Source organism: Citrobacter sp. RHBSTW-00881 (genome assembly GCF_013728515.1).
GTDB classification, from domain to species: Bacteria; Pseudomonadota; Gammaproteobacteria; order Enterobacterales; family Enterobacteriaceae; genus Citrobacter; species Citrobacter braakii.
The window spans coordinates 1,535,753-1,557,677 of sequence record NZ_CP056269.1 but is presented as its reverse complement, the minus strand read 5'-3'; the positions used below and the strand labels follow the sequence as shown (position 1 = coordinate 1,557,677).

General features: G+C 51.8%; 20 protein-coding genes and 1 tRNA gene. 6 read left to right on the top strand and 15 right to left on the bottom strand.

The annotated features are described in order from the left end of the window. Positions 1-37: 37 nt before the first annotated feature. From HV311_RS07380 to prmB, 6 genes are read right to left on the bottom strand one after another with little or no spacing between them, the layout of a single operon-like run. A complete protein-coding gene (locus HV311_RS07380) occupies positions 38-316 on the bottom strand; it encodes a YfcL family protein (protein ID WP_016157057.1) in 279 nt (92 codons plus the stop codon). Between the two features lie 32 nt (positions 317-348). Continuing rightward, a complete protein-coding gene (locus tag HV311_RS07375; protein WP_016153873.1) occupies positions 349-897 on the bottom strand; it encodes an elongation factor P hydroxylase in 549 nt (182 codons plus the stop codon). After that, positions 897-1,706, bottom strand: coding sequence for a sulfite exporter TauE/SafE family protein (locus HV311_RS07370; RefSeq protein ID WP_016153874.1), 810 nt, complete (start codon positions 1,704-1,706; stop codon positions 897-899). Before HV311_RS07370 ends, HV311_RS07375 begins: the two co-directional genes overlap by 1 nt. Beyond that, entirely contained in the window at positions 1,706-2,530 is an 825-nt protein-coding gene (gene mepA, locus HV311_RS07365; RefSeq protein ID WP_137351911.1) for a penicillin-insensitive murein endopeptidase, read from the bottom strand. Before mepA ends, HV311_RS07370 begins: the two co-directional genes overlap by 1 nt. Positions 2,531-2,533: 3 nt before the next feature. Continuing rightward, positions 2,534-3,619, bottom strand: a complete 1,086-nt coding sequence (gene aroC / locus HV311_RS07360) for a chorismate synthase (protein WP_003028170.1) — start codon at positions 3,617-3,619, stop codon at positions 2,534-2,536. 39 nt (positions 3,620-3,658) lie between these two features. Beyond that, complete coding sequence (prmB, locus tag HV311_RS07355; RefSeq protein WP_016157058.1) at positions 3,659-4,591, bottom strand: 50S ribosomal protein L3 N(5)-glutamine methyltransferase; 933 nt, start codon at positions 4,589-4,591, stop codon at positions 3,659-3,661. 166 nt (positions 4,592-4,757) lie between these two features. Between prmB and smrB the strand changes: the two genes are divergently transcribed. Further along, positions 4,758-5,309 carry an endonuclease SmrB gene (smrB, locus tag HV311_RS07350; RefSeq protein WP_016157059.1) on the top strand — a complete coding sequence of 184 codons (552 nt, stop codon included), beginning with the start codon at positions 4,758-4,760 and terminating at the stop codon, positions 5,307-5,309. Between the two features lie 80 nt (positions 5,310-5,389). Here the strand turns inward: smrB and sixA are convergent, their stop codons facing one another. From sixA to HV311_RS07330, 4 genes are all read right to left on the bottom strand, one after another. Next, positions 5,390-5,875 carry a phosphohistidine phosphatase SixA gene (sixA, locus tag HV311_RS07345; RefSeq protein WP_003028179.1) on the bottom strand — a complete coding sequence of 162 codons (486 nt, stop codon included), beginning with the start codon at positions 5,873-5,875 and terminating at the stop codon, positions 5,390-5,392. Between the two features lie 208 nt (positions 5,876-6,083). Further along, entirely contained in the window at positions 6,084-8,231 is a 2,148-nt protein-coding gene (fadJ, locus tag HV311_RS07340) for a fatty acid oxidation complex subunit alpha FadJ (protein ID WP_191220915.1), read from the bottom strand. After that, positions 8,231-9,541, bottom strand: coding sequence for an acetyl-CoA C-acyltransferase FadI (gene fadI, locus HV311_RS07335; RefSeq protein ID WP_016153879.1), 1,311 nt, complete (start codon positions 9,539-9,541; stop codon positions 8,231-8,233). The genes fadJ and fadI overlap by 1 nt, the downstream gene beginning before the upstream one ends. 176 nt (positions 9,542-9,717) lie before the next feature. After that, entirely contained in the window at positions 9,718-10,002 is a 285-nt protein-coding gene (locus HV311_RS07330) for a YfcZ/YiiS family protein (protein WP_003834838.1), read from the bottom strand. Positions 10,003-10,373: 371 nt separating this feature from the next. Here HV311_RS07330 and fadL point away from each other — a divergent pair, with 371 nt between their 5' ends. Next, positions 10,374-11,654 carry a long-chain fatty acid transporter FadL gene (gene fadL / locus HV311_RS07325; protein WP_016157062.1) on the top strand — a complete coding sequence of 427 codons (1,281 nt, stop codon included), beginning with the start codon at positions 10,374-10,376 and terminating at the stop codon, positions 11,652-11,654. 59 nt (positions 11,655-11,713) lie between these two features. Here the strand turns inward: fadL and mlaA are convergent, their stop codons facing one another. Beyond that, positions 11,714-12,469, bottom strand: coding sequence for a phospholipid-binding lipoprotein MlaA (gene mlaA, locus HV311_RS07320; RefSeq protein ID WP_003028190.1), 756 nt, complete (start codon positions 12,467-12,469; stop codon positions 11,714-11,716). 288 nt (positions 12,470-12,757) lie between these two features. On the opposite strand from mlaA, the gene HV311_RS07315 reads away from it, so the two are divergent. Together HV311_RS07315 and HV311_RS07310 are read left to right on the top strand one after the other, a co-directional pair. Continuing rightward, positions 12,758-13,699 (top strand): formate/nitrite transporter family protein, encoded by a 942-nt coding sequence (locus tag HV311_RS07315; protein WP_047416338.1) that lies wholly within the window; start codon positions 12,758-12,760, stop codon positions 13,697-13,699. A gap of 75 nt (positions 13,700-13,774) precedes the next feature. Beyond that, positions 13,775-13,846, top strand: a tRNA-Arg gene (locus HV311_RS07310). A gap of 47 nt (positions 13,847-13,893) precedes the next feature. On the opposite strand, the gene HV311_RS07305 is transcribed toward HV311_RS07310, so the two are convergent. Further along, on the bottom strand, positions 13,894-14,526 hold the full coding sequence (locus HV311_RS07305) for a DNA-binding protein (RefSeq protein WP_047500165.1): 633 nt from the start codon (positions 14,524-14,526) through the stop codon (positions 13,894-13,896). Between the two features lie 560 nt (positions 14,527-15,086). Here HV311_RS07305 and HV311_RS07295 point away from each other — a divergent pair. Then, positions 15,087-15,695, top strand: a complete 609-nt coding sequence (locus HV311_RS07295) for a DUF1062 domain-containing protein (RefSeq protein ID WP_191220914.1) — start codon at positions 15,087-15,089, stop codon at positions 15,693-15,695. A 76-nt stretch (positions 15,696-15,771) separates the two neighbouring features. Here HV311_RS07295 and HV311_RS07290 read toward each other — a convergent pair whose 3' ends face one another. Beyond that, positions 15,772-17,670, bottom strand: coding sequence for a methyl-accepting chemotaxis protein (locus HV311_RS07290; protein ID WP_016153885.1), 1,899 nt, complete (start codon positions 17,668-17,670; stop codon positions 15,772-15,774). A gap of 373 nt (positions 17,671-18,043) precedes the next feature. On the opposite strand from HV311_RS07290, the gene HV311_RS07285 reads away from it, so the two are divergent. Next, positions 18,044-18,583 (top strand): DUF2058 domain-containing protein, encoded by a 540-nt coding sequence (locus tag HV311_RS07285; RefSeq protein WP_181635302.1) that lies wholly within the window; start codon positions 18,044-18,046, stop codon positions 18,581-18,583. Between the two features lie 104 nt (positions 18,584-18,687). Here HV311_RS07285 and pgtA read toward each other — a convergent pair whose 3' ends face one another. Both pgtA and pgtB read right to left on the bottom strand, forming a co-directional pair. Beyond that, positions 18,688-19,935 (bottom strand): two-component system response regulator PgtA, encoded by a 1,248-nt coding sequence (gene pgtA / locus HV311_RS07280; protein ID WP_016153887.1) that lies wholly within the window; start codon positions 19,933-19,935, stop codon positions 18,688-18,690. Further along, positions 19,925-21,919, bottom strand: a complete 1,995-nt coding sequence (gene pgtB, locus HV311_RS07275) for a two-component system sensor histidine kinase PgtB (RefSeq protein WP_191221183.1) — start codon at positions 21,917-21,919, stop codon at positions 19,925-19,927. Before pgtB ends, pgtA begins: the two co-directional genes overlap by 11 nt. Between the last annotated feature and the right edge of the window lie 6 nt (positions 21,920-21,925).

Below are 21,925 nucleotides of genomic sequence, written 5' to 3'. Positions count from 1 at the left end.
ACACCAGAGCGTCGCCATCCGGCACAATTTACCGCAATTATTGTGCAGTAGCCTTCTGGAACAGAGTGTCCCACATTTCTTTCACTAACGCCTGGTCACGCGGCGATAGTTCGCCTGCGCTGATGGCTTTTTCCAGGCTGCTGGTCACATTGGCGTACAATGCCTCAGCGGAATGGTCCTCGCCAGCGTCCAGTTCGGCCACGGCCAGCGTCAGGTGTCCACGCAAATAGCCACTGGCAAACAACTCATCATCGCTGGCGTGCTCTACCATATCGTCGATTAATGCCAGAATGCGTGATTCAAACTCCGCGATCATCTTCTTTCCTCATTGTAAACGTGGCAGCGACTTCAGTTGAGCGCTTCGGGCCACGGGAATTGTTCCGCCTTAAGTTCAGGCGTGTGATAATAATTCTGTAACGCGTTAATGAAGCGCGCCGGACGTTCAGGGATCCCCTTTTCCAGGTACTCCATCACCTGAGCATGAACACGGCGCTGGAATACCACGCGATCCGGTTCAAAGTCCCCTTCAAGGTTGTCGCAACTGACGTTAAACGGGTAGCCCGCCGCCATGCAAAACAGCCAGTCAAACGCCTGTGGCTTCACTTCCACATCTTCAAACTGGCATTGCGTCTTCGCGTCGCGTCCGTCCGGACAGTACCAGTAACCGAAGTCGACCAGTTCACGCCGCGCCTTACCGGCGATGCACCAGTGTGAAATTTCGTGTAACGCGCTGGCGTAATAGCCATGCGCAAAAACGATACGGTGATACGGTAATTCCGCATCCGCAGGAAGATAGATCGGTTCGTCATCGCCTTTAATCAGACGGGTATTAAATTCATCGGCAAAGCAGCCGTTAAAAATCTCAATTAACTGTTCGTAGTGATGGGTATTATTCATTAGTTCATCCCCAGCCAGTGGAGAATCTCCTGTCCATGATTATCATAAAGTAGCTTGGCGCTCATCACGGCGGAGACAATGACGATCATTGGCCGAATGAGTTTTTGTCCTTTACTGAGCACCAGCCGTGAACCCATCCGTGCGCCAATAAACTGGCCAATGAGCATCACAAATCCGGTCGCCCAAATCACTTTGCCGCCGAGGGCAAACAGCAACAGCCCGCCGATATTCGATGTGGCATTTAATACTTTGGCGTGGGCCGTCGATTTCGCCAGGTTGTAGCCGCACAGCATGACAAAAGCCAGCGCGTAGAACGACCCCGCAGCCGGACCAAAAAAGCCATCGTAAAAGCCGACGCAGCCCCCGGCCACCAGCGCGAAAGGCAACCCATGCAACCGACGCTGTCGGTCCTCCTCCCCCACTTTAGGCATCAACAGAAAGTAAAGGCCAATACAGATAACCAGAACCGGCAGGATCTGGCGCAGAATATCTGACTGCACATGCTGAACCAACAGCGCGCCGCTCATTGAGCCGATAAAAGTCATGAAGATATTGAGCTTCTGATCCGCCAGATTAACCACGCCACGGCGAATAAAATAGAGGGAGGAAGAGATAGATCCTCCACAGGCCTGTAGCTTATTGGTGGCCAGCGCTTGCGCGGGTGGCATCCCGGCCGCCATCAATGCCGGGATAGTGAGTAAACCACCGCCTCCGGCCAGAGAATCAATAAAACCTGCCAGCATCGCCACGAAAAAAAGCACACCTAACAGCAGTGGCGACACCATAAACAGAGAGGCAAAATGATCCATTAGAGTACATGCTCGTCCAGTAGCGCCTGGCAGGAAGGCGGCAACGGCGGCGGTGTCTTCTTCTCAGGCTTGGTGGTTCCAGGTTTCGGAGGTTCGAACCAGCTTTGCAGCTCCGCGCCGCAGCCGTCACCCGGTGGTGGTAACGGTTGATCTTCGCACTCAAGACTGTCGGCAGGACAACGTAACCGTACGTGCATATGCGCACGATGCTGGAACCATGGCCGCACTTTACGCAACCAGTCCCTGTCGGTCCCTGCATCCAGACAAAGTTGCTGCTTAATCGCCGGATTCACGAAAATACGCGTGACTTCATTATCTTTTGCCGCCAGCCTGATCAGGCTGAAAATCTCCGGCTTCCAGAGTGACGGCACGACACGTTTGCCATCCTGTGAGACCAGATCTAACGCCTGCGGCCGCAGCAGTTGCGACTGGGTCCAGCGGGTTTTCGGCAGTTGCAGGAAAATATCTACATCCAGTCCCGTCTGGTGGCTGGCGTGACCGCCATTGAATCGCCCACCGGCCGGCATGCCCATATCGCCGATTAACACCGTACCCAGCCCCAGATTGTTGGCCTGATTACTCAGACGCTGGATAAACATCACCAGATCCGGATGGCCAAAGTAACGGCGCTGATCGGTGCGCATCACCTGATAGTGTTCTGACTGTACAGGCAGCGTATCTGCGCCAACAATACAGCCATTGGAGAACGCGCCGATAGACTGCGCGCTGCCTGCAACCGGATGGGTAATTTTCTGCCAGGGCGTCGCCGCCAGACAGGCGGTGCTGGCAAACAGAGTCAGCGCCGCAAGTGCCGTTTTTTTCATCTCTTACCAGCGTGGAATATCGGTCTTCACGTCCGCATTTTGCGCCCGCTGACGCAGCAGGTGATCCATCAACACGATCGCCAGCATCGCTTCGGCGATTGGCACGGCGCGGATCCCAACACACGGATCGTGACGACCTTTGGTGATCATTTCGACTTCTTCACCAAAGCGATTAATAGTGCGCCCTGGAACGGTAATACTGGAGGTCGGTTTCAGCGCCATATGAGCAATGATTTGTTGCCCACTGCTGATCCCACCAAGAATGCCGCCCGCATGATTACTCTGGAAACCTTCTTTGGTGATTTCATCACGGTTCTGGCTGCCGCGCAGTGCAACAACGTCAAAACCGTCGCCAATCTCAACACCTTTAACGGCGTTAATGCTCATCAGCGCGTGAGCGATATCAGCATCCAGGCGGTCAAATACAGGTTCGCCTAGACCCGCTGGTACGCCGCTTGCAACCACGGTCACCTTCGCCCCGATGGAGTCGCCCTCTTTCTTCAGCCCACGCATCAGTTCGTCCAGCGCTTCGAGTTTATCCGGGTCTGGACAAAAGAACGGGTTAAGTTCCACCTGGGACCAGTCTTTGATCTCCAGCGGAATATCACCCATCTGCGTCAGACAGCCGCGAATTTCAACACCGAATTTTTCCGCCAGATATTTTTTGGCAATCGCTCCGGCCGCAACGCGCATCGCCGTTTCACGTGCGGATGAGCGTCCGCCGCCACGGTAGTCACGCAGGCCATACTTCTGCTCATAGGTATAGTCGGCGTGTCCTGGACGAAAAACGTCCTTAATCGCGCCGTAATCCTGTGAACGCTGATCGGTATTTTCGATCAACAGGCCAATGCTGGTGCCGGTGGTAACGCCCTCGAACACACCGGAGAGGATTTTCACCTGATCCGGCTCACGACGCTGCGTAGTGTAGCGCGATGTGCCCGGACGGCGTCTGTCGAGATCGTGCTGCAGGTCAGCTTCTGTCAGAGAAATGCCCGGCGGAACACCATCGACAATACAACCGAGCGCCAGCCCGTGTGATTCACCGAAAGTGGTTACGCGAAAGAGTTGCCCAATTGTGTTTCCTGCCATCACGGCTCCGTTATGAGTGTTGTGTATGTGCGCGTGTATTTAGTCTTTATAAATGCTGAAGTGCTCGCGAGCAGCAACTAACTGCTCTTTGGTCAGCATGAATACACCTTCACCGCCGTTGTCGAACTCCAGCCAGGTGAACGGTACATCCGGGTATTGCTCTATCAGGTGTACCATGCTGTTTCCGACTTCACAAATCAGAATACCGTTATCCGACAGGTAGTCCGGAGCGTTACCCAGAATGCGGCGGGTAAGTTTTAGTCCATCGCTGCCGGACGCCAGACCCAGCTCAGGTTCATGACGATATTCGTTTGGCAGATCGGACATATCTTCCGCATCGACATACGGCGGATTGGTCACAATCAGGTCATACTGGACTTTCAGCAGATCGCGGAACAGATCGGAACGGATCGGCGTAACATGATGGATCAGGCCGTGCTCTTCAATATTGTGTTCGGTCACCGCCAGCGCGTCGGTGGAAATATCCACCGCATCCACTTCGGCCTCCGGGAAAGCATAGGCGCAGGCAATGGCAATACAGCCGCTGCCGGTACACATATCAAGGATATGCTGCGGCTGCTCATTGATAAGGCCCGCAAAGCGGTTATTAATAAGCTCGCCAATCGGCGAACGTGGCACCAGCACGCGTTCATCAACATAAAACTCATGCCCGCAGAACCAGGCTTTGTTGGTCAAATAAGCGACCGGAATGCGCTCGTTGACGCGGCGAATCACGCGTTCAACAATGCGATGGCGCTCGCTGGAAGTCAGACGCGCGGTACGCATATCTTCTGGAATATCCAGCGGCAGATAAAGTGACGGCAGCACCAGTTGTACGGCCTCGTCCCATGGGTTATCCGTGCCATGGCCATACCAGATGTTCGCCGCGCTAAAACGGCTGACCGCCCAACGCAACATGTCCTGAATGGTATGCAGTTCACTCACTGCTTCATCGACGAAAATTTTATCCACGTATTCCTCCAGGGCATGCTCGTATTAATTTCGGCGGCTAGTTTGCCACGAAGACGGCGATAAATCAGCATTCACACAGGGCCTGAGCGCGAAAATTGCGTTTTAAGCGATCGGATGCCCGCCAAGTCGGGTTAAACTAACGAAAAATAAAAGATGAGACTCTCGAATGAAAAAGAAAACATCGCTCAGCGAGGAGGATCAGACGCTGTTTCGCCAGCTGATGACCGGCACGCGTAAAATTAAACAGGACACCATTGTTCACCGACCGCTACGTAAAAAAATTACCGAGGTTCCGGTTAAAAGGCTGCTGCAGGAACAAGCTGATGCCAGTCACTATTTCTCGGACGAGTTTCAGCCGCTGCTGAATACGGACGGCCCGGTAAGATATCTGCGTGCCGACGTCAGCCATTTCGAACTGAAGAAAATGCGCCGTGGCGATTACTCCCCGGAGCTGTTTCTCGATCTGCACGGGCTGACCCAGCAGCAGGCCAAACAGGAGTTAGGCGCGCTGATTGCCGCCTGTCGTCGTGAGCATGTGTTTTGCGCCTGCGTGATGCATGGCCACGGAAAACATATTCTTAAGCAGCAAACACCGCTCTGGTTGGCGCAGCATCCGCACGTGATGGCCTTTCATCAAGCGCCAAAAGAGTACGGTGGCGACGCCGCGCTGCTGCTGCTGATTGAAGTGGAAGAGTGGCAACCACCCGAACTTCCCTGATGCAGAAAAACAGAAAGAGCCGCATTTGCGGCTCTTTGATTTTCCGGATGACGGCTGTGCCTTATCCGATTCCAGGCTTTTTAAATCGCTTTTGCCATTTTTAGGTTACACGGGCTCATCTGCCAGTTAAAAGTACCCTTCCCGCTCTCATCAAGCGTTACGCTGGCAATCGCTGATGTGGTAAACATCGGCGGTGTTTCGCCAGGGCAAAGTTCAGACACCAGATACCCCACTAAAGGTAAGTGAGAGATGACCAGCGCCGTGGCGATACCTTCATTGGCCAGAGCCTGTAAATAGGCGCTGACCAGACCGACATCGCCGCAGGGAGTCAACTCCGGCAAAACATCCACACCGGTTGGCAGGTTCATACATTCCCCCACCACATCCAGCGTTTGTTCGGCTCGTAGGAACGGGCTCACCAGAACACGTTCGATATCCACTTTTTGACCTTTCAGCCAGTTCGCCATCAGGCGAGATTCGTCACAACCACAGGAGGTTAAGGGACGAACCGAATCACTGGCGGCATCGAGGGCTGCGTCGCCGTGACGCATGATAAAAACTTGCATATTGCACCGCTTTTGTTAACCAGAATCACCGACACCTTTATCCACAGCCCCTATTGACCGTGGTAACGATGTGGTGGCCGGCATTGTGCCTTATCCATTCACCGAATGAAACGCTGTTTTTTACCTCAACGGCGTAAGTATAGTCAATCTCTGTTTACATTTTGAGCGCGACCCATACATTCAGTGCGGATTCATCCTACCTTTGACCTCATGAATTCAGGTCAGTTTCCCCATTACTCCAGAATCTTTCACCGCGTTCCGCCATCTGCAATAACTGCTCACACGGCGTAAACCGCGAGCCGTATTGCGTGGTCAGTCGTTGCAGAGCAGCAACCACTTCACCCGCGCCGAGCGAATCCATATACCGGAACGGGCCGCCGAGGAAGGGCGGAAAACCAATACCAAATACAGCGCCGATATCGCCATCACGCGCGCTGCGGATAATCTTCTCATCAAAACAGCGTGCGGCTTCATTGAGCATTAACATGACGCACCGCTCAGCGATCTGCGCGGCGGTGAGTCGGCCCAGCCCCTGGACGCCAATAAGCGTATAAATTGCAGGGTCGACCTGTTTTTTGCTTTTACGCCCTTTCGCTCCATAAAGATAGAAACCCCGACCATTTTTTCTACCTTTGCGATCGTCATTCAAAATTGAAGCAACAACATTTGCAGGCGCGCTAAAACGTTCTCCATATGCAGCTTCAAGCACTGGTATAATTTTAGTGCCCGTATCAATTCCGACCTCATCCAAAAGTTGGATTGGCCCGACCGGAAAACCAAACTTAACCAGCGCGGCGTCAATGGCTTCAACCCGCTCGCCTTCGGTCAGCATACGAATAGCTTCGTTAATGTATGGCGCTAAAATGCGGTTAACATAAAATCCGGCCTTATCTCTGACCACTATCGGCGTTTTGCCCTGCTTTTTCGCCAGTTTAACGGTTGTGGCAATTGTCTGCTCAGAGGTCGTGGCATGCGGGATAACCTCGACCAGCGGCATTTTTTCCACCGGGCTAAAGAAGTGCAAACCAATTACTTGTTGAGGCCTGGCAGCGTTCGCCGCAATATCGCCAATTGGCAAAGATGAGGTGTTAGAGGCAAAAATGGTATGAGATGCGCAATTTTGCTCAACTTCTGCCACCATCTGTTGTTTTAACGCCAGATCTTCAAATACGGCTTCAATAACCAGGTCGCGATGAGCGAAGCCACGGTAATCGGTTGATCCCGAAATCAGCGCCAGCTGTTTATCACGCTCGCTGGCTTTGATATGACGGCGGCGAACCTTCGTTTCAAGCTGATCCCAACTGTACTTCAGCGCGTGGTTGATTCCCTTGGCATTTATATCTTTGATACGCACTGGCAAGCCGCCTTTACAGGCCGTCACATAGGCAATACCGCCCCCCATCAGACCGCCGCCCAAAATGCCTACACTGTTTAGCGGGCCGGGCTTCACATCACTTCCGGGATCCTTTTTCACATCGGTGTTGGCAAAAAAGATGTGCCGCAGCGCCTGAGACTGAGATGTCATCGCCAGTTCGCCAAACGCGCGGGCTTCGGCGTCGTAACCGCTGCTGCTGCCTTGCGCCAGGCCGGTTTCGATGACCTCAAGGATACGTTCTGTTGCAGGGTAGTTGCCCTGCGTTTTTTGCGCCGTCTTTTTACTGGCCATGCGGAACAACAGCGCCCGCCCCAGCGGCCCCGCTAGCACACGCTCTCGCACCGGCAGAGTACGGTGTGCGGGACTGTCCTTTTTGGCCAGTTCTACGGCCGCTTCCAGCAAAATGGTATGCGGTACAACTTCATCCACTAAACCCACTTTCAGCGCCTGTTTTGCACGTAGTTGTTTTCCGGTGAGGATCATATCCAGCGCGGTACTGACGCCAATCAGCCGGGGCAACCGCTGGGTACCGCCAGAGCCGGGCAGCAGACCAAGCTGCACTTCCGGTAAACCCAGTACGGTTTTAGCGTCATCGGTACAAATACGATTGTGGCACGCCAGCGCCATCTCCAGGCCACCGCCGAGACAGGCGCCATGAATTGCGGCGATAACGGGGATCGGCAAGGCATTAATTTCCGCCATAATCTGCTGCCCCTGGCGTGCCAGCGTTTCAGCTTCCTGCGCGCTGCCACAGCGACCAATCATGTTGATATCCGCCCCGGCAATGAAATTATCGGGTTTCGCCGAAATGAACACCACGCCGCGTAATGCTTTGTTATCGCGAATTTGTTTCAGAATAACCCGAACCTGGGAGGCAAATTCCGCCTTCAGGGTATTCATTTTCTCTCCGGGCACATCAATGTTGACAACAGCGACGTTATCCAGACGTACGTTTAGCGTAAAAGCCGATGTCATTTCCATTATTCCGCCTCCAGAACCATTGCCGCACCCAGACCACCTGCAGCACAGGCTGTCACTAAACCAAAACCACCGCCACGGCGTCGTAACTCATGGAGGGTTTGGGTGATCATGCGAGCACCGGTGGCGGCGAAGGGGTGTCCATAGGCAATCGATCCGCCCAGCACATTAAATTTACTGTCATCGACCTCGCCCGTGGCATGCGCCCTGCCCAGCACTTCGCGGGCAAAACGTTCGCTACCCAGCAGTTGAAGATTCGCCAGCGTTTGTGCGGCAAATGCTTCATGCATATCGATCAGGGTTAGATCAGCCATGGTCAGACCCGCTCTCTCCAGGGCAAGCGGCGTTGACCACGCCGGCCCCAACAGCATGTCCTGCCAGACATCGATGGCGGTAAAGGCAAAACTACGCAGGTATCCCAGCGGCACCAGCCCCAACTCTTTCGCACGCGATTCCGTCATCATAATCACGGCGGCTGCGCCGTCCGTTAGCGGGGTACTGTTCGCCGCGGTAACGGTGCCGTGCTTTCGGTCAAAGGCCGGACGCAGTTTGGCGTAATCGGCCAGCGTAGAGTTACCGCGAATATTGTTATCTTCTGAAAAAGGATCTTTGAAAGGTGGCGCGTAGGTGGTCATCACCTCATCTGCCAGTTTGCCTTCAGACCACGCCTGAGCGGCGCGCTGATGAGAACGGTGCGCCAGGGCATCCTGTTGCTCTCGCGTAATCCCATAAGTTTTGGCCATTTGCTCGGCCGTATCCCCCATGCGTAAACCGGTGGAGTACTCGGCGACGGCTGGCGGTACGGGCATCAGGTCACGTAAGCGCAGTCGGGAGAAAAGCTTAAGACGCTGACCGGTGGTCCGGGCCTTATTGACATCCACCAGCACCCGCGCCAGCTTTTTGCTAACGCCAATAGGCAGAACTGACGAGGAGTCCGCACCGCCGGCAATTCCTGCGCGGATAGTCCCCGCCATCAGGCTTTCCGCAACATTCGCCACCGCCTGGAAGCTGGTGGCGCAGGCTCGGCTTACGCTGTAGGCATCGGTGTGCACATTCATCCCGGTTCCCAGCACGATTTCACGAGCAATATTTGGGGCTTCGGGCATTTGCACCACCTGGCCAAAGACCAGTTGCTCAATCACATCAGCAGAAATTTCGCTGCGCGCCAGCAGCTCGCCAACGACCATTTTCCCCAAATCTACGGCGGGAATGCCATGAAACGCGGTTGCCTGGCGGGCAAATGGCGTACGCAATCCGCTTACGATGGCGATGCGATCGCCCTGGCGGGTAACCAGCGGTAAAGCCTGACTCATAACACTCCCCTGTAAAAAATAAAAATAAGTGGTCTGACCTGATCACAGTCTTAACCAATTTTTTACATTTAGCCAAGCAGGGAGAAAAGAAAGTGGGAGCTAAGACACAGTGAATAATCACTGACAGTGACGAAAAAGCCCTTGCTACCGGGTAACAAGGGCTTTTAAAGAAGGGGTTAACGCAGACCCAGTTGGAAGATCAGCGTTTCAGCTTCACAGGCAAAAACAAAGTCGATATCCAGACGCACACCTTCAGACTCTTCAGTAAAGGTCGAGGTGATTTGGCAAGGCTCAGATTCCACGCCACGCGCCTTCTCAGTCAGAGCGGCCAGCGTTTCTTCTGCCTCTGCACGATTCGCGAACACACGGCTGTATGACGCGGTGCAATCGGAGTTGTCCATGATGGTGCCAACATCCATACAGCAGCAAACCGGGGTTTCATCAGCACTGCATTTACTCATTGTAGATTTCCTCTGTATTCGCACCTGTGGTGCCAGATAAACGATGGGGATATTTTACGCTCCCATTATTCGCCTCTCCAGTCGTTAATTGTATGAAATGGGATAAGTGACCGAAATCACACTTAAAAATGATCTAAAACAAAAATCACCCAAACAGGTGAGTGTGCATACCCGCAATTTTGCCAGCTGGATCGCGTTTCCGAGATCAGAATTGAAAATATTTATAAACATACTTGCAACATTTCAGCTGGTCAGACCTATACTCTCGGCACTGGTCTGATTTCTAAGTTGTACCTCAGACCCTACACTTCGCGCTCCTGTTACGGTATGTAACATTGTTTGTATAAAAATAAATCAATGAGGTTATGGTCATGAGCCAGAAAACCCTGTTTACAAAGTCTGCTCTCGCAGTCGCAGTGGCAATTATCTCCACACAGGCCTGGTCTGCAGGCTTTCAGTTAAACGAATTTTCTTCCTCTGGCCTTGGCCGGGCATATTCGGGTGAAGGCGCTATTGCAGATGATGCAGGTAACGCCAGTCGTAACCCGGCGCTGATTATGATGTTTGACCGCCCTACTTTTTCAGCGGGTGCGGTGTATATCGATCCAGACGTGAATATTTCCGGTAAATCGCCATACACCGGACGCAGCACCGATGCGGACAACATCGCGCCTACGGCGTGGGTTCCCAATGCTCACTTCGTAATGCCGATCAACGAACAGTTTGGTTGGGGGGCTTCTGTCACGTCAAACTATGGCCTGGCAACCGAATTTAACGACAACTACATCGTCGGCGAATACGGCGGGAAGACCGATCTTAAAACGGTCAACCTGAACCTGAGCGGTGCCTACCGTCTGAATGATAGCTGGAGCTTTGGCGTTGGTTTTAATGCCGTCTATGCCGATGCAAAAATTGAGCGTTATTCCGGTGAACAAACTGCTGCATTGCCAAAAGTCAGCCAGAAAATTGCCAGCCTGAAAGGTGACGAATGGGGTTACGGCTGGAACGCCGGAATTTTGTACGAGCTGGATAAAAATAACCGCTACGGTTTAACGTATCGTTCTGAAGTCAAAATCGACTTCGATGGCGATTACAAGAGCGGCATCCGCACCCAGGCCAACGCGTTACCTGGCGCAGGCACGGCGTTCCCTTGGGGAACCACCAACGCGACTGTCCCAGGTTCTCTGACGCTTAACCTACCGGAAATGTGGGAACTGTCGGGTTACAACCGCGTAGCACCACAGTGGGCTATTCACTACAGCATGGCTTACACCAGTTGGAGTCAGTTCCAGGAGCTGAAAGCAACCGGCACCAACGGGCAGACGCTGTTCTATAAAGAAGAAGGGTTCAAAGATTCTTACCGCATCGCGCTGGGTACGACTTATTACATGGATAAAAGCTGGACCTTCCGTACCGGTATCGCCTATGACGATAGCCCGGTTCCTGCGAGCAAGCGTTCCATCTCCATTCCGGACCAGGACCGTCTGTGGCTGAGTGCGGGTACCACTTACGCCTTCAATGATGACGCGTCTATTGACGTAGGCGTTTCTTATATGCACGGCCAGAAAGTGACCGTCAAAGAAGGCCCATATACTTTCGATTCTGAAGGTAAAGCCTGGCTGTTCGGTACCAACTTCAACTACGCATTCTGATTTTCTTCAGATATAAAAAAGGTGAGCTTTTTAGCTCACCTTTTTATTTTCAACCTTCCTTACTCGGAATCGATCTCTTTTAAATCGTCCTGAATATCTTTCGCGTTCGGGTTTTCTTCTGGTTTGAGTTTGCCACCGTTCGCAATAAAGTCATGACGCTGGAAGTAAGCTTCTCGCACCATGATGTAAGGGTCGGAAGATTGGCGCAGCAGACCGTCGGAATCAAGCAGTTGCGCGCGGGTTTCAATCCCTTCAACCGTCCATTTACCTATCGACAACGGCCAGGTCAGCCAGGACAGTACCGGATACAGCGTATCCACCATGTCGCCGCCATCATCACGCAGCGTGAAGCTGCCGTAGAATGGAAGCTGCATATACGGTCCATAACCAACGTCATAGTGGCCTAACGTACTACCAAAACGGTGTGGTTCAACACGCTGTAACTTCGGATTAGCCATACCCGCCACGTCGATAAATCCGCCCATACCTAACAGGGTGTTCAGGAAGAAACGGGTGAAGTGCACCATACCCTGATAGGGGTCGCCTTGCAGGAAGTAGTTGACCATAACGGCCGGCTCTTCAAGGTTGCCGGTAAAATTGCTCAAACCGTTACGCGCCGGCTGCGGGACATAATCACGCCAGGCAACTGCCACCGGTCGAACAACGTATGGATCTAAAACATTAAAGTTGAAGTTGTACATGGTGCGGTTGAACCCTTCAAATGGGTCCGAACGCCCCTGCTGTTCAGTACCAGAGCTCGCACACCCCACCAAAAGTGTGGTTCCCAGCGCAAGCGCCGACAGGCGAAGCTTCATAAGTGTCTCCCTGTGTATTATGGCTATCGCTGATTGCCATCCATGACGGAACGATGACGTATCCGCCTGTTTAGATGTGAGCGATTGTAACAGCACGTCAAATGATGTCTATATACCCTGTGTTACTGATTTGATCATAGCCTGGTAATGCGTACTCCGTGGCGGCTCTATTCTAGCTACCCCAATAAAAACAAACGTTACCATTTTTGCTATCTCAGACTTTCTCCCGCTGATTTTCGGGCAAAAGCCGCTACGCTTTAGCAATACGTGCTAATTCAGGATTCGGCTATGAATGACATTGAGAACGAAAAGATTGATCGGCACAGCGACGAACTCCAGGTCGACAGTGACGAAAAGCTAGAGGGTAAAAAGATTGAGGTCGATGAGGACAGACTCCCCTCCCGCGCCATGGCGATCCATGAACATATCCGCCAGGATGGGGAGAAAGAAATGGAGCGCGACGCGATGGCGCTACTGTGGTCAGCCATCGCTGCGGGACTCTCGATGGGCGCCTCGCTACTGGCTAAAGGAATTTTTCATGTGCAACTGGAAGGTGTGCCTGGAGGATTTTTGCTGGAGAACCTCGGTTATACTTTCGGCTTTATAATTGTCATTATGGCCCGCCAGCAACTGTTTACCGAAAATACCGTCACCGCCGTCCTGCCGGTAATGCAAAACCCTACGCTCGGCAATTTTGGCCTGCTGATGCGCCTGTGGAGTGTGGTTCTGCTAGGTAATATTATTGGCACCGGGGTTGCCGCATGGGCGTTTGAGCATATGCCGATTTTTGATGAAGAAACCCGCGATGCTTTTGTCAAAATCGGCATGGATGTGATGAAAAACACGCCAACGGAGATGTTTTCCAACGCCATCATTTCTGGCTGGTTAATTGCCACAATGGTATGGATGTTTCCCGCCGCCGGGGCAGCAAAAATTGTGGTCATTATTCTGATGACCTGGCTGATTGCGCTGGGCGATACCACGCACATCGTCGTCGGTTCGGTGGAAATTCTCTATCTGGTCTTTAATGGTACGCTGCACTGGAGTGATTTCTTCTGGCCCTTTGCTCTCCCTACGCTCGCCGGGAATATCTGTGGCGGGACGTTTATCTTCGCGCTGATGAGCCATGCGCAGATCCGCAATGATATGAGCAATAAACGCAAAGAAGAAGCCAGGTTGCAAGCCAGGCGGGATGAGCAAAAGCAGAAAAACCAGAAAAAACAGGCTTGAATGGTGACGGTTTGAGCAGTTGGGCGGCCTGAGGCTTACCGTTGTGAGTAAAAAACGCTATACTCGTGCCGCTTCGTCCCCTTAGTTAAATGGATATAACGAGCCCCTCCTAAGGGCTAGTTGCAGGTTCGATTCCTGCAGGGGACACTTTTAATTTAATGCATCCGGCTAAATCCTTTCATTTACCTGTCAGTTCATCCCTGAGCCAGGCGATAAAACGGCACATTCCTCACCGTTGCAGTAAGATTGTCGGACACCATTGTCTGCTCAGTAGCTATCCGCATCCCTGATTTTCTCAGCCTCAGTACGTCAGCAGCAATACGTTGGCTGCCAAACCAGAAAAGCCCGTCCAAAGCAGTGACATCAAGGCCTGATTCCAGTGCCAGCTTCAGACGCTCACGCGGTGCTTTCACCGTTTTAGCAATTTGCTGATATGGCGCTTCGCTTGAACCTGCACGATTAATGCGTCGAATACGATGCGACAGGCGGTACTGAAATTCATCCGGTATCCCGCCGAGACTCGCTTTCAGGCTGTAAACACAACCAAAGCGTTTACCGTTAAAGATTACGTTTTTCTGACTAAGTTGCAGCTCTTCACGAACGCTGGCAATCAGTTGCGGGGTACGGAGTAATAACAAACGGAAAGGCAGCTCAAAGCTGGTCACATAGTCCACATTCAATAAAGCAATACGCAGACGCTCTTCCGGACCCGCCTTCATTTCCCGACATTCAGCAATAACATCAGCCCACTGGCCAGCCAGACGGGAACTTTCAGTCGCCTCAGTAAAGCTGTATTTTTCAGTCTGATAATCAATACGTTCGGTCACTCGGAATTCCCTTCTGGCCACATCTCGGTATTGGTTGCTCACTTTACCAGCGACAGACTGCAACCGGAAGCCCGCAGGTATAGGCAGTGGAATTATCGCTACTTTGCCCCTTAGTAACTTACTGACTGCTCTTGCATGGTGAGAGACGCGGCCGTCGATAGGGCTGGTGATCCAGGGTAACGCAGAAATTATGCCAACAATGAAACCGTGGCGGTATACGCAACCGGCTCCGGAGAAATGTTTACCCGCACGCTGACCGCATACAACATTATCTTATCAACAAGCATCCCTCTAAAAATACCTGCTGGTAGAAGTCACCAGGGGGCCCGGCATCCGCAGTTACTTCAACCTTGGCAACATAATGAATATTGATTGAACTCATATACTTGAAGGCTTCCACACTGATAATCTCGCAAGATTCATTTGTTGGCAGACAGGATCACTGTGTTAGAAATCTTTTCTTAACCCGCTGAAAAATATCTAACAAATATTTTTCTCACATAAAAACGATGGTTCGTTCAAAACGGATCCGAATTTATTTGGGTTAAAAAAGGTACAGTATGAAAGTCACATGGACTGTCACCCCTGTCGGTTACCAGCGCATTGCTAAGCGCTGCCCATCATGTAATGTAAAACGCGAATTCGCACCTTCCGGCGCATTCAGAGTCAATTCGCAAAAGAAAGTGCTCGATATCTGGAGCATTTATAAATGCACCCACTGCGAATATACATGGAATATCTCGCTGTTTTCACGGCTTCACATCAGCAAAATTAATCACGAGCTGTATCATCGATTTATCACCAACGATGCCAGTACGGTTCACTATTTTGCCAATGATAAAGCGACCCTGAGCCGTAACAAGGCTGAACTTGCAGGTAAACCTGATTTTCGTATTCAGGAGCAGTGGCAGGTCAGCATCAAAACCGGCCAGAACGTCACCGTAAGCATCAGACTTTCCCATTCTTTTCAGATTAGTGTGCTATCGATACTGAAGCGCCAGCTTTTGCTCAGCACTGCGGAGATAAAGAAACTGATAGATGAAAGCCATATTAGTGGTATTACGATGAAAGAACTCAAATCCCGAAAACTAATGACAGGATATTTGGATTTTCAGCTGTCAGCAGTCACATTATATGCTCGGCGAAAAGTTGTTATGACCCAACGTTAACAGTATGAAGCTCACGATAAGATGGTGAGGCTTAACCGACCCGGTATGTTGTCCGGGTCGGTTAAACGGCGTCAGGTCAGACAACAAAACGATTGACCAGATCCTTCATGGTGACAGACAGATTGTCCAGGCGCTGGCTGTCGCTTGCGGCCTGAGAAACCAACGCCGCGTTTTGCTGCGTGACCTGCTCCATAGGTCGCAGTGCCAGGTTAATCTGAGTTACCCCTTGCGATTGTTCCGTCGCTACACGAGCGATATCCGCAATATATTGCTTCATGCTGGTGGTATTGTCCGCCGCGGCTTCTAGCGCGGTAGCGGACGCCGTAACCCGCTCAACACCCTCACTAATTTTTACCATATTCTGCGCGACCAGCTCGCGGATCTGATTAGCTTCTTTGGCACAACGCTGCGAAAGATTCCGCACTTCACTGGCCACAACCGCAAACCCCCTGCCCATCTCTCCTGCCCGTGCAGCTTCCACTGCCGCATTCAGCGCCAGCAAGTTAGTCTGAAACGAAATATCGTCTATCGAGGTCACAATATTCGAGATTTTCTCACTGGAAGAGCGAATATCCCCCATGCTTTGATTTGCCGCACTGGCGACGTTACTGGCCTGGCGGACCTCTTTTTCCAGCCTGATTGTCAGATGCTCCGCTTCGCGGGCATTGTCCGCCGTTTGCGTAATCGTCGTGGAGAGCTGTTCCATACTGGCCACCGCTTGTACTATTGATGCTGCCTGTTCATCCGTGCGTTGGGCCAGGTCCTGATTACCCGCCGTAATACTGCTGCTGGCATCGGATAAAACCACGGAGCCTTGTTTAATCTCCTGGACGATATGCTGAATACTTTCCAGCATCGTGTTATAGGCGCGATTAAGTGAGGAAAGCTCATCTTTCCCTGGGGTCGCCAGTCGTTGAGTCAGATCGCCGTTCATACCCGCAATCTTGCGGAGCGTGTCACTAAATTGACGATGCATATTGATAGCGATTGCCCCTGCGAACGCCAATGATGCCAAGAGCGCTAACAAGCTGACAATCATATATATTTGCCAGTTTTTTCGTGCATCCTGCGCGAGTTTTTCCGCATTCGCTAACAGAAGATTCGCCGTCACATCTTCTATCTGCCGCATCACTTCAATACGCTGGGTTTGAACCTTGAACCAGACAGTAGGATCGACATCAAATCCACCGTTCGCGGCATGACTAAACGCGGTTTCGCGTAATGAGAGGGCTTTTGACGCTTCTGTGGACTGTAAGCGGCTTTCCAGCATGGCCGCCTGTTCCGGTGGGCTCAGACGCAACGATTGTGCCAGCCAGACGTTCTGTTTACTGACGACATCACTGAGTTGATGTAACTGCCCCTCGGCGAAATGACCGGAGGAAAAGATATTTGACAGCAGCGCGCGTTCAATACCTGCTTGTTCTTTCAAATTCAGCAAGTTGTAGTAGGCGGCGAATGCGTTCGCCATCTCGCCTGAATCCGTCAACTGTCCCAACCTGCCCACAAAACTCAGCACATCAGCAATGACATTAGTATAAAACTTAACGACATCGGAGGCCGGAAGCCCCAATCGCGTGACGTTTTCCCGGATGGTGGCAAGCGACAGAATGTTTTTCTTAAACGTGGTGACAGAATTGGCGGCATCCCCTTCTGGTAATGCAGTATCGGACAGTGAACGCACAAAGACCTCGATCTCGCGATCGGTTAAAGCCCGCTGCGCGGTTAACTCATCTTTGAACGTCTTCCCTTCTGCCCCCAGAAATCCGACGCTCATTCCCCGTTCTTTTTGCAGCTCATGCACCACATTTCCGGCACTACGCGCGAGCGCTGTCAGTTGAGCAATATTTTCCATCTGCCGTTCTGTCTCAATGCGCGTCAATATTCCTGAACCAGCAAACCAACATAACGCCAATAATAGTGGTTGTAGCGCGATTATTAACTTCATTTTCATCGGCATTCGATAAACCCACCACATGCCACTTCCCTCCATTGTCCATATTTTCATTATGGTTATCGGCGCAATGAGGCTGCACTTTAAATTTGATCAAGAGACAACTGATTGTTTTTTAGATTAAATACCTGCCAAAATAACTCTATTTGATTATGACAATCAGGATAAATCACTGGAATATTTATATTTATGATATCTATTCTCAAGTTAGTTAAATCATTCAGCATATTATTTCTTATTAAAAAACGGGTTAACTATCAACACGATTCGGAAAGGAGTAAGACACAGAACGGTGACACCTACTGGAGATAACCGTCGTGGCACGGCCATTTTCTGGCATCCCGCCGAACGTTAAGGTTATAATCCTGACAACGATTTTATTGGATTAGAAGCGACGATGACAAAACTTACCCTACAAGAACAGATGCTTAAGGCAGGTCTGGTCAGCAGCAAAAAAGTGGCCAAAGTGCAAAGAACGGCGAAGAAATCGCGCGTTCAGGCTCGCGAAGCCAGAGAAGCGGTTGAAGAGAATAAAAAAGCGCAAATTGAGCGCGACAAGCAGCTCAGCGAACAGCAGAAACAGGCCGCGCTGTCTAAAGAATATAAAGCCCAGATCAAGCAACTGATTGAAATGAATAAAATCACCATTACCCGTGGCGATATTGGTTACAACTTTACTGATAATAACCTGATCAAAAAAGTCTATGTTGATAAGGTGACTCAGTCTCAGCTGATCAAGGGCCGTTTGGCCATTGTCCGACTGACGGCTGAAAGCGGCAACGATAGCGAATACGCCATTATCCCGGCTGTCGTCGCCGACAAGATTGCGCAGCGCGATGCAAGTTATATTGTTTTAAATTGCGAGCTGAGCCAGGAAGCGAAGGACGAAGACGATCCGTATGCTGATTTTGTCATCCCTGATGATTTGATGTGGTAAGAAAAACAACCAGATAATCACTCGGACTTCCGTTGCCTATTTCGGTGAACGCCAACGCCGCCACCGAAATACTCTCGACGTCCCTTCTCCCCCAATCCTGTCGACTAAAACTTATAGTGTTCTTTGCTCAGCCCGTATTTTCTCATGCGTAAATACAATTTTTTACGCGGGATTTGTAAATACTCCGCCACTTCATTAATGCGCCCCTGATGAATATTTAGCGCTTCAGTAATGATCTGTCGCTCGTACTCTTCAACCCGCCGATCGAGCGGTGTTGGTTCAGGCAGATGCAGCTGCGGATTCGCGGTTTCAGCCAGCGGGAGTAGCCCAACGGCAAAAAGCTCGGCGGCATTCGCCAGTTCCCGAACATTACTTAACCACACGCGACGCCGCATGCCTTTCAGTAACTCCCCTTCAACCTCGGGCACGGGATGATTCAGGCGCAGACAGGCTTTCTGCAGGTAATGACGAAACAGCGGCTCAATATCATCCGGACGCTGTGACAACGGCTGGCAACCGATTTGCGTCATCGCAAAACAGTAGTAGAGTTCGGCCACAATCTGGTTGGTTGCCGCCAGTTCCACTAACGATGTGTCACCAATGCCTATCAGACGAAACGGACGCCGCTCCTGGCTTTGTAGATGCACCAGATGGTGCTGCTGTTCACGCGTCAGGCATTCAATATGGCTCAGGACCAGCGTTCCTCCTTGCGCCTGTGCAATAAGGTCATTGAGTAGTCCCGCGTTCCCGGGCGTTAGTTCACCGCGGATAAACGGCCCATCAGCGCTGCGCCCAAGCTGATGCAAATACCGGGCTCCGGTCATACGTCCTGTCCCCGGCTCACCATAAAACCAGACGGCAATATCCGTTTCCGCCAGGTGTTGCAGACGTTGACGATACTGATTGACCCAGTCACTGTAGCCGAGCAGTTCAACCTGAAGCTTTTGCTGGCAATAATGGCGACGGGCAATCACGGATTGTCTCTGACGCAGCGCATCCTCTACCAGCGACAGCAGTTTGCCGGGGTCGACCGGTTTTTGCAGAAAGTCCCATGCGCCTTTCTTTACTGCCTCCACCGCCATCGGGACATCGCCATGCCCGGTGATAAGCAGGATTGGCAACTGATTATCATCCTGATGAAACAACGTCATCAGGTCTATTCCATTGCAGCCAGGCATACACACATCGCTCAGAACAATCCCCGGCCAGTCGGCCTGCAGCCAGTTTCGGGCATCAAAAGGGTTATTGCATGCGTAGACGCGGTACCCCTCTTGTTCAAGCAACAGAGTGTAAGCGTCGAGAACATCGGCATCATCATCAATCAGCAGAACAGAATAGTCATCACACAACATCGTTTACATCCGTCAGATTAAATTGCAGAACGACGCAGGCATTACGCCCCGGTGTCGATGCCAGGCGCAGTTCGCCGTTCATTTGCCCCATTAACGATACACAAATCGATAAGCCAATACCGAGCCCCACATCCTTACTGGTGGTAAACGGCTTTAATAGTGATGGCAATAACGCCTCCGGCCAGCCGGGGCCGTTATCGCAGACAAAGACGCACAATCGGCTGCCCTCAGCCTGCCAGTGAACCTCTATTTGCGCGCCAGTCGGATTGGCATCCAGCGCATTTGCCAGTACGTTTACCAGCACCTGCTGAATACGCACTTCATCACCTGTCACCCATACACTCTGGGCTGGAAGCGTCAGCGTACCTTGCTGTGGCTTATGCCGCATGGCCAACAGTTCCCAGGCGGCGCTGAATGTTTGTCGCAGATCGACCGGATGCAAAGGCGCGCCCGGCTCGGCCCGACGTGCAAACTGACGCAGCGAACGGATAATGGCATCAATACGGGTAATCAGCCCCTCCGCTTTGGTTAACGTACTTCTGGCCTGAGCGGATTGCCCTTGTTCAATTGCCCTTCCCGCCGTAAACAGGTACATCGACAGCGCATTCAGCGGTTGGTTAATCTCGTGCGCCAGCGTGGTCATGGTCTGTCCCACCACTGCCAGTTTTGCCGTCTGGATCAGTTCATCCTGCGTTGCCCGGAGATCGGACTCAATCTCCTTGCGCTCTGTCACTTCCTGCTCCAGCTGATTTTTTTGCGCACTCAACTGGCCCAGAGTATGGCGCAGCAATCCTGCGATGCGCCCGAGCTCATCGCGCCCATAAACCGGGATGGTGGCATCCGTTCTGCCAAGACCAATTTGCACCACGGCCTGGTTGAGTGCGGTAAAACGCTTCACCAGACGCGAACGAATAAAGTAATGGTTGAGCCCCCAGGCGAGAAGTAGCGCCAGCAGCGTCGCCAGCAGAATAAGTCCACCGCTGACGCGAACAATTTGTTCCAGCCGCTGGTTAAACATCTGCATTTGCTGATGGCTACTCCCCAACTGCGCCTCAAGCAGTGTTCGAAAACGCCCGAGCGTTGCCTCTCTGGCATGGTTAGCATCAACGAGCGCTTTTTGCGCGGCGACATAATCGCGCATGGTATCGGGCATTTTATTTTTCATCATCCCGATTTCCAGTAACTCATCAATGGTTTGCCGCAGGGTGATAGTACTGGGCCAGTCATCGAGGGTACGGATATTTTCATCGGCCGTTTTCTTCAGATTCTCCAGATAGCGGATATGATTCTCCACCAGCATCCCGTCGTCGCTACCCGACTTCAGTTCATTGAGCCTGTCGCGTAAATCATCCACGATCTGATTTTCAATTCTTGCCAGGGTGTAGACCTGCTGCTGCTCGTTTTGTACCTCTCTGGCACGTTTGAGATACTGCGCCGCATCGCCGTTTTTGGCCTCAATTTGATCCAGCAACGTCCCCTGCTGCCAGGTAAAATCCTGCACCAGCGAATTCAGCTCGGTTGTAAAATCATCATGTAGCCAGTCGATGCGCGCGGAGAGTTCACTCACCTTTTCGCGCACGAGGAACATGTTGTAGAGCACCCGGTCCAGCTCCGCCATCAGCGCCCGGCTGTCTTGCAAAATCACCGCCAACTGCTGCTGTTCTGCCGATTGTAATCCCCGGCTCAGCACCTCAATTTTGTCCAGATGAGAAATAATCTGATTGCGTAGTTGCAGCCTTACCGTGGTGTTGGGGGCCAACAGGAATTCATTAAGCTGATCCACAACCAGGTTGAGATTTCCTTCTATCAAAAAAGCGGAATGTACGCGCGGGAAGTAATCATCAAGTGAATAGCGTATCTGCGAGCTCTGCTCATGCCAGGAGTACAAACTGACGCAGCTTACGCTCAACGTCAGTAATGCGCCCGTCAGAAACGCTCCCCGCAGGCTACTGCTGATGCTGAGCTGGCGCAGGCGTTGCAGTATCGAACC

Coding starts and splice junctions, on each gene's coding strand:
- HV311_RS07370 (WP_016153874.1), bottom strand. CDS start 1,706: ATGGATCATTTTGCCTCTCTGTTTATGGTGTCGCCACTGCTGTTAGGT.
- fadI (WP_016153879.1), bottom strand. CDS start 9,541: ATGAGTCAGGCTTTACCGCTGGTTACCCGCCAGGGCGATCGCATCGCC.
- HV311_RS07375 (WP_016153873.1), bottom strand. CDS start 897: ATGAATAATACCCATCACTACGAACAGTTAATTGAGATTTTTAACGGC.
- smrB (WP_016157059.1), top strand. CDS start 4,758: ATGAAAAAGAAAACATCGCTCAGCGAGGAGGATCAGACGCTGTTTCGC.
- HV311_RS07285 (WP_181635302.1), top strand. CDS start 18,044: ATGACAAAACTTACCCTACAAGAACAGATGCTTAAGGCAGGTCTGGTC.
- aroC (WP_003028170.1), bottom strand. CDS start 3,619: ATGGCAGGAAACACAATTGGGCAACTCTTTCGCGTAACCACTTTCGGT.
- sixA (WP_003028179.1), bottom strand. CDS start 5,875: ATGCAAGTTTTTATCATGCGTCACGGCGACGCAGCCCTCGATGCCGCC.
- HV311_RS07295 (WP_191220914.1), top strand. CDS start 15,087: ATGAAAGTCACATGGACTGTCACCCCTGTCGGTTACCAGCGCATTGCT.
- fadJ (WP_191220915.1), bottom strand. CDS start 8,231: ATGGAAATGACATCGGCTTTTACGCTAAACGTACGTCTGGATAACGTC.
- pgtA (WP_016153887.1), bottom strand. CDS start 19,935: ATGTTGTGTGATGACTATTCTGTTCTGCTGATTGATGATGATGCCGAT.
- mepA (WP_137351911.1), bottom strand. CDS start 2,530: ATGAAAAAAACGGCACTTGCGGCGCTGACTCTGTTTGCCAGCACCGCC.
- HV311_RS07330 (WP_003834838.1), bottom strand. CDS start 10,002: ATGAGTAAATGCAGTGCTGATGAAACCCCGGTTTGCTGCTGTATGGAT.
- HV311_RS07290 (WP_016153885.1), bottom strand. CDS start 17,670: ATGTGGTGGGTTTATCGAATGCCGATGAAAATGAAGTTAATAATCGCG.
- HV311_RS07315 (WP_047416338.1), top strand. CDS start 12,758: ATGAATGACATTGAGAACGAAAAGATTGATCGGCACAGCGACGAACTC.
- HV311_RS07380 (WP_016157057.1), bottom strand. CDS start 316: ATGATCGCGGAGTTTGAATCACGCATTCTGGCATTAATCGACGATATG.
- fadL (WP_016157062.1), top strand. CDS start 10,374: ATGAGCCAGAAAACCCTGTTTACAAAGTCTGCTCTCGCAGTCGCAGTG.
- mlaA (WP_003028190.1), bottom strand. CDS start 12,469: ATGAAGCTTCGCCTGTCGGCGCTTGCGCTGGGAACCACACTTTTGGTG.